Source organism: Streptococcus rupicaprae (assembly GCF_040545225.1).
Lineage (GTDB): Bacteria > Bacillota > Bacilli > Lactobacillales > Streptococcaceae > Streptococcus > Streptococcus rupicaprae.
Genome location: NZ_JBEPLO010000018.1, coordinates 45600 through 56310, shown reverse-complemented (window position 1 = coordinate 56310; position 10711 = coordinate 45600). Strand labels below are relative to the sequence as shown.

The 10711-nt window shown below is 43.0% G+C and carries 13 protein-coding genes and 2 pseudogenes; 5 read left to right on the top strand and 10 right to left on the bottom strand.

Features of this window, described 5'->3' with window-relative positions:
- The 4 genes and pseudogenes from ABID29_RS08365 to ABID29_RS08350 all read left to right on the top strand — a co-directional run.
- Positions 1-720 (top strand): annotated as a pseudogene (locus ABID29_RS08365) (hypothetical protein); the annotation flags it as partial.
- 320 nt (positions 721-1040) lie between these two features.
- A complete protein-coding gene (locus ABID29_RS08360) occupies positions 1041-1547 on the top strand; it encodes a hypothetical protein (protein WP_354365702.1) in 507 nt (168 codons plus the stop codon).
- A 10-nt stretch (positions 1548-1557) separates the two neighbouring features.
- Positions 1558-2064 (top strand): hypothetical protein, encoded by a 507-nt coding sequence (locus ABID29_RS08355; RefSeq protein ID WP_354365701.1) that lies wholly within the window; start codon positions 1558-1560, stop codon positions 2062-2064.
- A 343-nt stretch (positions 2065-2407) separates the two neighbouring features.
- Positions 2408-2656, top strand: a pseudogene (locus ABID29_RS08350) (tyrosine-type recombinase/integrase); the annotation flags it as partial.
- A 138-nt stretch (positions 2657-2794) separates the two neighbouring features.
- Here the strand turns inward: ABID29_RS08350 and rpsI are convergent.
- The 6 genes from rpsI to ABID29_RS08320 form a co-directional block, all read right to left on the bottom strand.
- Positions 2795-3187, bottom strand: a complete 393-nt coding sequence (rpsI, locus tag ABID29_RS08345) for a 30S ribosomal protein S9 (RefSeq protein ID WP_354365700.1) — start codon at positions 3185-3187, stop codon at positions 2795-2797.
- A gap of 19 nt (positions 3188-3206) precedes the next feature.
- Entirely contained in the window at positions 3207-3653 is a 447-nt protein-coding gene (gene rplM, locus ABID29_RS08340; protein ID WP_027972471.1) for a 50S ribosomal protein L13, read from the bottom strand.
- A 320-nt stretch (positions 3654-3973) separates the two neighbouring features.
- Entirely contained in the window at positions 3974-4285 is a 312-nt protein-coding gene (locus ABID29_RS08335; protein ID WP_354365699.1) for a DUF1292 domain-containing protein, read from the bottom strand.
- 11 nt (positions 4286-4296) lie between these two features.
- The gene (gene ruvX / locus ABID29_RS08330; protein ID WP_354365698.1) at positions 4297-4716 is read right to left on the bottom strand and encodes a Holliday junction resolvase RuvX; all 420 of its coding nucleotides are present in this window, start codon (positions 4714-4716) and stop codon (positions 4297-4299) included.
- Positions 4713-4982 carry an IreB family regulatory phosphoprotein gene (locus ABID29_RS08325; protein WP_354365697.1) on the bottom strand — a complete coding sequence of 90 codons (270 nt, stop codon included), beginning with the start codon at positions 4980-4982 and terminating at the stop codon, positions 4713-4715. The genes ruvX and ABID29_RS08325 overlap by 4 nt, the downstream gene beginning before the upstream one ends.
- A gap of 76 nt (positions 4983-5058) precedes the next feature.
- Complete coding sequence (locus ABID29_RS08320; protein WP_354365696.1) at positions 5059-5649, bottom strand: SP0191 family lipoprotein; 591 nt, start codon at positions 5647-5649, stop codon at positions 5059-5061.
- A 242-nt stretch (positions 5650-5891) separates the two neighbouring features.
- Between ABID29_RS08320 and ABID29_RS08315 the strand changes: the two genes are divergently transcribed.
- A complete protein-coding gene (locus ABID29_RS08315) occupies positions 5892-7088 on the top strand; it encodes a LysM peptidoglycan-binding domain-containing protein (RefSeq protein WP_354365695.1) in 1197 nt (398 codons plus the stop codon).
- 94 nt (positions 7089-7182) lie between these two features.
- On the opposite strand, the gene ABID29_RS08310 is transcribed toward ABID29_RS08315, so the two are convergent.
- The 4 genes from ABID29_RS08310 to ruvA form a co-directional block, all read right to left on the bottom strand.
- Positions 7183-8727, bottom strand: coding sequence for a BCCT family transporter (locus ABID29_RS08310; RefSeq protein WP_435533160.1), 1545 nt, complete (start codon positions 8725-8727; stop codon positions 7183-7185).
- A gap of 218 nt (positions 8728-8945) precedes the next feature.
- On the bottom strand, positions 8946-9644 hold the full coding sequence (locus ABID29_RS08305) for a hypothetical protein (RefSeq protein WP_354365693.1): 699 nt from the start codon (positions 9642-9644) through the stop codon (positions 8946-8948).
- A 17-nt stretch (positions 9645-9661) separates the two neighbouring features.
- A complete protein-coding gene (locus ABID29_RS08300) occupies positions 9662-9883 on the bottom strand; it encodes a hypothetical protein (protein WP_354365692.1) in 222 nt (73 codons plus the stop codon).
- Positions 9884-10111: 228 nt separating this feature from the next.
- A complete protein-coding gene (ruvA, locus tag ABID29_RS08295) occupies positions 10112-10711 on the bottom strand; it encodes a Holliday junction branch migration protein RuvA (protein ID WP_354365691.1) in 600 nt (199 codons plus the stop codon).

Here is a 10711-nt window from a genome sequence, read left to right as displayed (position 1 = left end):
TCCTTAGCTTACCCTAATGACTATATTGTTTTAGTAATGGACAATGCCATTTGGCACAAATCTAGAGCATTAGAAATACCAACCAATATCGAATTGGGAAAAGTAGTCGTTGGTAGATATAATAAAGAAACAATCTTGCAACTCAACTCCTTTGTCGGAGATATTTACACCTATAACTCTCTTAAAGATGTTCACTCAGATATGGATGCTATCATCTTAAGCAGCCATCCCAAATATAAGAACCTACCTTTGGCAGAAAGGATTAAGGCTTATTATGGTCAAAGTGATTTAAATGAAAAACGTCAGAACCTATTTTTAGAAAGTTACGACAAAGATAAGAAAAAAGCCGAGGCCAAAGCCTCTCTGGACATACTTGAAGCAAGCTTTACCACTGGAGGTGTCGTAGCTTTGGGTTACGCTCTATTAAGAGGAAGACGACTTAAGGATATCGCTCAAAATATTGCCATCACAGATAAAACTGCTCTTGGGGGAACCATGGAACGATGGAGTAAAAAACCCTTCGAGGCTGTTAAAGATATTTCTGGTATCTATGCTGAAAAAGTTGTCAATAAGGTCAAAGCCATTACTAAGCCAGTTATTGACACAGGGAAGAAGATGTTAAAATCGACTCAGGAAAATCTCAAGAAAATGATAAATCTTATCATCCCTGAGAAAAAAGACTCTTCCTCTAAATCTAAGAAAAGCTCTCCTGCAAAATAACTAAAACCGATTTCTTCTATTGTGAATGTAATTGCAAAACCAATACGATCCATCATTCAAAAAGTAACTCCTAAACCTAAAACTACGCCTAAGCCGAAAGCTACGCCTAAACCTAAAGCTACGCCTAAACCTAAAGCTACGCCTAAGCTGAAAGCCACACCTAAGCCGAAAGCCACACCTAAGCCGAAAGCCACACCTAAGCCGAAAGCCACACCTAAGCCGAAAGCCGCACCTAAGCCGAAAGCCACACCTAAGCCGAAAGCCGCACCTAAGCCGAAAGCCACACCTAAGCCGAAATTAAAATCAAAAGGAAAACGATGATGAAAAAAAATCTATTACTCCTACTCACCCTAGTATGCTCAATCCTCATCATTTGGGGCCTTGGAAAACTTTATATGGCCTACAATCTGTCTCATTATGCAGGCTATTATGTCCAACACTTGCCTCGAAAAGAAGGAACCAACCCTGAATTAGTTATTGTATTGACCCATCTAGATGATATTGAAAGACCGAATACACATCAATTGACCTACAAAATCAACGATAACGGTACCATTATACAGGACAATTCTGTAATATTAAGTCTCAAAACATATATTCATCTCTGGAATCATACGGAAGATAAGAAATATATCTTCGATAAATTTGGTAGCTACTCATATCATTATACAAATGACATAGATAGTAAAAATTTTGATTCACAATATCAAGAAGAAGCTGAGGTACTTCTGGACAAGATTATCACTCCTATCCTAGAAGCACAACCCAAACCAAATATCAATCTTCAAAAACTGTTTAACGAGAAATACTATAAACAGTTTAACTAACGAAAAATCTATGAAAAAACTGCTTATCACACTCACCCTAGCATGTTCTACCCTCATCCTTTGGGGTCTTGGAAAACTTTATATCGCCTACAATCTATCTTATTACGCAGGCTATTATGTCCAACACCTGCCTCGGAAAGAAGGAACTAATCCTGAATTAGTCATTATATTGACCTACCTAGATGATATTGAACGTCCAGAAATAAATGGAGTCTCCTATAATTTAAAAGGCAACGGTGCAATTTTATTAGATAATAATATAGTACTAACTCAGGGATTAGATATAGATCTTTGGAATACAGATACAAATATAAGCTATGTCTTTAATGATATTAATGGCCAATTTTCTTATTACTACACTGATGATATTGATAAAGCAAGTTCTGATAAACAATATCAAAAAGAAGCTGAAGTACTTCTGAACAAAATCATCACTCCTATCCTAGAAGCACAACCCAAACCAAACATCAATCTTCAAAAACTGTTTAACGAGAAATACTATAAACAGTTTAATTAAAAAATCGTACACATACCAATTAAATTTTAGAAAAATAATTCATATCAATCTTTAGATTATATAAACCATCAGGAAAGGGGCTCTCAGACTTGTTCCTGATGGTTTGTTTTTTCGATAGTGTGTATACACTATCTGAGCTCGCAAAGACCTAAACTCAAGTTTCTCAGTCCTTTCTCATTGTCCCGGGTTAAATACGGGGGTGACATTGCTAGGCAACTGAATTTCAAAAGAACACCATAAAACCGCTGGCTACTGCCAACAGTTTTAGTCACTTTTTGCGGGACTTCTTTTGGGGTATGACTGAAATTTCTTTCTCCACCGCCTCCATCAATCGAGTCACCAAGCTGACTACATCAACAACATTCTAAAACGAATTATTCGCCAGTATAAACTAAAGAAAATCAGTCCACATGGTTTTAGGCATACTCATGCAACACTGATGATTGAGATGGGAATAGACTCTGTCAATACTGCCAAACGTTTAGGACATACCAGTAGTCAAATGACTCTAGACACCTATAGCCATGCCACAAAAGCTGGTGAAAAACATTCCATTACCAAATTCGCTGAATACCTCAATAAAGCTAACTAACCCTAGCTTTCTTTTTCCAACCAAATTTAACCAGGTCTTAAGAGATTACCAAAAGGATTACCAAGCCCACTTTTCCACAAAAAAGGCACCTTGCAAGTGACTTGCAAAGTGCCTGTAAACGTTGATATATCGCTGATATTAACGTTTTGAGAATTGTGAAGCTTTACGAGCTTTCTTAAGACCTGGTTTCTTACGTTCAACCATACGTGCATCACGAGTCAGAAGGCCAGCGCGCTTCAATGCATCGCGGAAGTCTGGATCTACTTGAAGAAGTGCACGCGCGATACCGTGACGGATCGCACCTGATTGACCACCGTAACCACCACCATTTACGTTTACGAATACATCGTAAGCACCTTCAGTTGAAGTCACTGCGAATGGTTGGTTGATAACAAGACGTAAGTCAGCGTGTGGGATGTACTCTTCTACATCTTTTTTGTTAACTGTGATTTTACCAGTACCTGGAACCAAACGAACGCGTGCAACAGCGTTTTTACGACGGCCAGTACCTGCATATTGTGCTTGTGCCATTATTTATTGCTCCTTTCCCTTAGATCAAACCTGAAATGTCAAGTACTTCTGGTTGTTGTGCAGCATGGGTGTGCTCAGCTCCAACAAAGACTTTCAATTTCATGCCTTGTGCACGTCCAAGAGTGTTGTGTGGAAGCATGCCTTTTACTGATTTTTCGATCAAGCGCACTGCATTTTTAGAACGCAATTCACCTGCTGTGATAGACTTCAAACCACCTGGGTGCAGTGAGTGAGTGTAGTAAACTTTATCCGTTGCTTTTTTACCAGTCAATTTCACTTTTTCAGCATTGATAACGATGACAAAATCACCTGTATCAGTGTGTGGTGTGAAAGTTGGTTTGTTTTTTCCGCGAAGTACGCTAGCAACTACTGCAGAAAGACGTCCAAGAGGTACATCAGTAGCATCTACTACGTACCATTTGCGCTCAACTTGGCCTGGTTTAGCCATAAAAGTTGTTTTGTTCATGATTTCTCCTATACGAATTCGTAATATTTGTTTACAGATGGTGGGTGTTCCGGCCCACCTAAAAGTATTTGGAAGGTTCCGGGGCCTTTCAAATGGGGTAAACAATACCGTTTTATATAATACCAAAAAAACCAGCGTAAAGTCAAGCGATTTGAGTATTAATTTTAAGTTTCTAAGCAGTTCAGCTGTTGAAAATTAAAAATAGGCTAGAGCAGGTGTTTAAAGTCAAAAGTTTAGCTAAAGTTGCACTAGTTTGTGTAGAAGCGACTCTCTTTCCACTGAGAACCTAAAAAAGCCAGCCTAGGCTGACTCATTTATTTTTATTCTTCGTCCAAGAAGCTGTTGAAAACTTCTTCGATCATGTCCCACTCCGCTTCGGAATCTTCAGGAATCGGCTGGAGATCTCCTTCTGTTCCATCTTCATTTTCAGTGAATGAGTAAGCCTGAATCTCAACTTCGCCATTTTCATCTTCTTCAGCAGAAGCTGGAATCAAAAGAACATAGTTCTTGCCGAATTCTTCTTGACCATCAATGGTTAGCAAAATCTCAAAAAGCGTTTCATTGCCATTTTCATCGACAAGTGTGATAAGCTCGCGCTCCTCATTATGATCGTGGTTGTGTTCGTGTGCCATAAGGCCTCCTTTTAAAATGTTCTCTCTAAATAATTTTGCAAAATAAGCTGAGCAGCCAACTTATCAATCACTTTCTTGCGTTTGTTCCGGCTCAAATCAGCCTGTTCAACCAGCATGCGCTCCGCAGCAACAGTCGTCAGACGTTCATCCTGATAATCAACCGCCAATCCAAACCGTTCTGCAACCATATCTCCGTAAGCCCGTGAAGCCTCTACACGAGGCCCTTCCGTGTTGTTCATGTTCTTGGGAAGACCGATGACGATTTTAGTCACCTGATACTGTTTGATTAATTCAGCTAAACGCTCCAGACCAAACTCACTCTTAGCTTCATCAATAGGGATAATTTCAAGTCCCTGCGCTGTAAAGCCTAAGGGGTCCGATACTGCTACACCGACGGTCTTTGAACCGACATCAAGTCCCATGATTCTCATGATAAATCAATCCCATGACCCTTTAAGTAAAAGCGAACCAACTCTTCCACAATCTCATCACGCTCATATTTTCGAATATGATTACGCGCATCATTGTAGCGAGGGATGTAAGCAGGGTCTCCACTTAGTACATAGCCCACGATCTGATTAATTGGATTGTAGCCTTTTTCATTCAAGGAATGATAGACGGTCGTCAGCGTTTCGTCGATCTCTTTTTTATTGATATCATCGAGATTGAATCGGACAGTTTCATCTGTAAATCCCATAAGACACCCTCCCTCTTTTCGTAAAAAATCTTTCTTTATTTATTGTAACCGATTTTGACAGCTTCTACAAGTATTTTTATTCATCTTCCAAGGTAAAGAGAGGACTATCCTCCGTTTCCTCTTGACCAGCAATCACTGGCTGTGCTCCGTAAGCTGCTAAACGCTCCAGGTATTGCTCAGCAGTGAGTTTTGAAACATCCTCCAGACCAGATCCCTTAAACATGGGCGATTGCGCTAATTTATTAGCCTCCAAGTTAGGAACATCTAAGGTAAAGGTGATAAAAAGCTGGTTTTCATCTGGAAAGTCTATTTCATAGCTCAAGCCTGAAATATCAGCTAATCGCTGATAAACCTCATCCTTGTTCATTGATTCAAGCAATAAGCGCTTGGTTTCGTCAAGACCAATTTCACCGATCGCTTGCTTGATTTCCTCAGTAACCTCCATAGGATTGCGCAAAATGATCTTCTGGATGGTGTTTCCCTTATAAAGCACGGTCTGGCGTTGCGTTTTACCGTTAGTCAAACTCAAATCAAAAACTTGCGTTTTCAGAACCGCTTCCTCGCTTGATTGAGTCGTTTCCTCTTTGACTGGTTTCGTTTCCTTGGTCCCGCAGGCACCCAAGCAAATGGCGATCATAGCAAGCCACAGCCACCTGTATTTTTTCATGGTCAATCCTCTTCTTTCCTAGTGTTAGTATAGCATTTTTAAGCTTATTTTTCAAGATAGGATAGACGATTCATAGACTCTTCCCAAGGCCAGTCTTATATTACCAATTATTACCGTTTGTTACAGAACAAGACCTTTATGACAGCTTCACATCATTTTAGTTAAAAGGGCCCATTATTCCTCTGTAACTGCCATTTTTATGGTAAGATGGATGTCAGCTATACGAAAAGAAAGGAATAGCAATGAAACAATCATTAACGAAAAAAATGCTCGCGACATCAACACTTCTTGCGAGCTTCATCTCCACGACTAGTCTTCAGGCACTCAACTGGACACCGCGATCCATTGAAGAGATTAAAGCTGAACTAACGCCTCAACCGAGCGCAGCCAATCCAAACGATGTCCAATCACTCACTGAGACCCAGACCTACACTGTTAAGTACGGGGACACGCTGAGCACCATCGCTGAAGCCATGGGCATCGACATGATGGTCTTGGCCAACATCAACCAAATCGCTAACTTAGATTTGATTTTCCCAGATACGGTTTTAAAAACAACCTACGATCAATCCAACAATCTGACAAATGTTGAAATCCAGGCGCCTCTTCCTGAAAACCCAGACCAACAGGTCGTGGCTAGCGCTGATTTGACAACCAACGAAGTCAAAGTGGACGATCAAACAGTTCTTGTCGAGGATATCACCCAACCTGTCTCTCCGGTTACTGAGCATGCCACTGCTGAGACTACGACAAGTAGCGAGGCCATTGCCGAACCAGCTGTAACAACCTCAGAAGTACCAACTGTAACTCCGGTCGCTGAACCGGTGACAAGTTCTCCCCTAACTACAACAGAAACCAACACTCCAGCTGAGGTGACTCAGCCTGCCCTTGAAACTGCCCCAGCCACTGAAGTGACACAACCTACCACCGAAGTGGTATCAGCCATTGAAGTGACTCAGCCTGTTGCAGAGACAACCCCAGCCCAACCAGCTCCGGCAGTCGAACCAACACCAGTTACAGAAGTAGCTCCTGTTGTCGAAACAGCTGTTGCACCTGTTACACCAGCTGTAGTCGCTTCCACATCATACGGCGACAATACTGGGCTTCAACCACAAACCATCGCCTTTAAAGATGAAGTAGCAAGCCTCTACGGTATTAGCTCTTTCAGTCTGTACCGTCCAGGGGACAGTGGTGATCATGGCAAAGGTTTAGCAGTTGACTTTATGGTTCCTGAGAGCTCCGCGCTTGGAGATTCTATTGCAGATTACGCCGCTGCCAATATGTCTGCTAAAGGCATTTCCTACATCATCTGGAAGCAGCGCTTCTACTCGCCTTATCCGAGCATCTATGGACCTGCCTATACCTGGAACCTGATGCCAGATCGTGGTAGCATCACAGAAAACCACTACGACCACGTCCATGTCTCACTCAATCCATAAATCATAAAACACAAGCTTGAAGACGGGATTTTCCCAGAACTTCAAGCTTGTGTTTTTTTATCATCAAGTCCCTAAAGCGTTGTTAAACCGAACCTTAGTCTTCGTACGACTTAAAGGGTTGATTTTTCTTTGGATAACGATCCGGGCTAATGCTGAGGCCCATCTCATCTTTTTCATGATAGAGCTCTTTCAAGAGCGACACCATCATGACGATGATCACAAAGGAAAATGGCAGAGCAACGATAATCAATGTGTTCTGTAAAGCATCTAACCCACCTGAAAAGAGCAAGACGATGGCAATCACTGCTAGAAGCACACCCCAGATGACCTTCTTACGATTGGAAGGATTGAGCCTACCATTCTCAGACAGCATGGCTAAGACATAGGTAGCTGAATCTGCTGATGTGATAAAGAAGGTACTGATAAGGATCAGTGCTACAATCGACAGGACAACCCCTAGCGGATAGTGGCTAAAGGTCGCAAAGAGGACTTCTTCTGTCGCAAAGCCTGTCAAATCATTCCCAGAAGCCTGGACAGCTGTTGACAAGGTTCCAAAGGTCGAAAACCATAGGAAGCTAAGTAAGGTTGGTATCAAGAGCACAACCGTCAAAAATTCCCGAATGGTCCGGCCTTTTGAGATCCGGGCGATAAAGACCCCCACAAAAGGTGACCAGGAAATCCACCATGCCCAGTAAAAGATGGTCCAAGTGTTGATCCAATCCCGCTTAGTCTCATCAAAGGCTGCCGATCGAAAACTCATGCGGAAAAATTGCTGGATATAATTCCCGATCGAATCAGTCAGGGTATCAAAGATCTGGACAGTCGGCCCTAAGAGGATGGCCAAGACCAAGAGGCCGATGGCCAAAATCAGGTTGGTATTGGAAAGAATTTTAACCCCTTTACCCAAACCAGAGAGGGCCGATAGGATAAAGAGAGCTGTCGTGATGATGATAATCACGGTCTGCACCAACAGATTATTAGGAATACCGAATAAGAAGGACAGGCCACCATTGATTTGGGCCGCACCAAAACCAAGTGTCGTCGCTACCCCAATTACCGTCGCAACAACGGTCAGGGTATCAATCACTTGCCCCATCCAACCTTCTGAACCCTCACCCAGCAAAGGTTTGAAGGTCACCGATAGGAGATACTTCTCCTGTTTTCGGAAACCAAAATAAGCCAAGGCTAGGCCAATCAGGGCATAGACAGCCCAGGCATGGATTCCCCAGTGGAAAAAGGTAAAGCGAAAGGCATCCGCTAGGGCTTCTTGACTGCCAGCAGGGGCACTTGGCGTTGAGCTCGCGTAGTGGCTGAGCGGTTCAGCCGCCCCGTAGAAGACCAAGCCAATTCCCATCCCGGCTGAGAACATCATGGCAATCCAAGAGGTTGTCGAATGCTCTGTCTGGGAATTGGGATTCCCCAGACGAATCTGACCAATTGGGCTAACAATCAAGAACAAGCAAAAGAGCAAAATCCCTGTCACCAACAAGAGATAGAACCAACCAAAATTTGTCGTAATCGCCTGTCTAAGCGCATCTGTCCCCATCTGAAAAGGGCCTGGAATAACGATTCCTAATAGGACCAAGGCCAGTGAAATCCCCAAAGCCAGGGCATATACTCTGTTTTTTTGATGTAACATCATCATCCTCCATTCTCTAAAAGTCTAACTCTTATAGTCTAGCAAAGAAATATTACGAACAGATAACAAAAAAAGCCTGAGACATAGGGTTTTGTCTCAGACTGGTCAATAAGTTCTTGTTTTTAGGGTCAAAATCGTTGAAATAAAGAGCAAGACCAGTAAGAAGATTGAGGCAACAGGGATATTGACACTAGTCGCCAACCAAACCGTCAGCATGGTCAAAAAGCTCGCAAGACCACATCGACCATACTAATGGCTGACCGAATAGCTCCCATCGACCCCTCATGAATCTGTTTCCATACGCTACCTTGCAAGCGTGGACTCATCAGCCCATTGATAAAGGCACAGGCAATAGCACTCAAACAAACTAAAAGCACCTGATTGGTCACATAGCCTAGCAAGACCACATAAGCTGTGGCCTGAGACCAGAGGATAAAGGTTTTGAGGCCAACATTTTTTAAAATCTTGCTTGTCAAAAAATTACCAGCGATCATGGCCAGCATAAACAGCGTACTGTAAATAGAGAAGGTCTGACCAGTAGTCAAACTCAACACAGGTTGCTCAATCAAGAGCAAAACAAGAATCGACATGGTGGAATTGATGACAACATTATCTACGATTGAGGTCAAAAGAACCTTCATGACGGTGGTCATGGCCAACAGTTGCTTGATAGAAGCCAGCATATGGTTCTTGTAGTTGGACACACTAAAGGATTCTTGCACCGTCAACTGCCTCTCAAACACCTCCATCCCTCGACGAATGGACAGACCGCCAATAAAAGCAAAGATAAAGGTCAGTACATTGAGGAGTGGTAAGGCTTGAAAACTAATAAAATCGAGCAAGACTGCTCCACTAAGGTTACCGATGATGGACACGAGTGAACTAGTCGCCTGAACAAAGCCGATAGCTTCCGCCATATCGTCCTCGATGACTTTCACATAGATATGGGGCTTGTCATGGCACCGCCGAAAGAGACGAGTGTATCGGAAATCAGATTAAGCGAGGACACTAAAAACACGATGATGAGTGAAAAATCCCAACCAATCAGCAATAGGGTAACCAAACTATAAAGGACAATCTTGGTCGCTGAAATTAGTACGATTAACGACAACATCTGCTTGTAGTTGAGTTTCTGAAAGGCTAGCCTAAGAACCACATTTTCTTTAGAAATCGGATTTATCGCCAGATTACTATCAATAATTGGGTATCTAGTTTGGGGGATACCCTATTTTACCTGGATTTTATGAATTATGTGTCCAGCTATGACTTCGCCCCGCAGGCCATTTTCTTGATTAGTTTGTCTGAGATCTTGCCGACTATCCTGATTTTTTCATCGGTTCCTTGGCAGATTTTCAGACCAATCGCATCAGAAAATCCCTACGCCTTACTTCATCAACATCTTAAGAGCCGACTTGATGTAGTTCTCAGTCGTATCTGTCGTGCCCTCAAAGAAAGTCTTGATTTTCTTGAGCTCGGTGGCCTTGTAGCCAAGAGCCAGGAGGGCTTCGATGGCTTCGTCCAGGGCTGGGTTGCCTTGAGATACTGGTTTATCAGCTCTGCCACCCTCGTCAGCCGAAGTAGCACTAGGCTCAAACTTACCAGCCAAGTCCAGCACCATCTGCTGGGCTGTCTTTTTACCGACCTTGGGGAACTTGGTCAGGTAGGTGATGTTGCTGCTGTCGATGGCAGCGACCAGGCCGTCGTTATCATCCACGGCGATGATGGCTAGTGCCGTCGTTGGGCCAATGCCGGTCACGGAAATCAGGTTAAGAAAGACATTTTTTTCTTCCTCGGTAGCAAAGCCAAAGAGGAGATGGGCGTCCTCGCGCACCACTTGGTGGAGGTAGAACTGGACGTCAGTCCCCACCTTATCTGAAAAGCGGTAGGGGTTGGCCACCTGGAGGGCGTAGCCGATGCCGTGGGTTTCGACCACAATGGTTTTGGCGGTGATTTTGGTTAAGATTCCTTTGATATAGTCGTACAT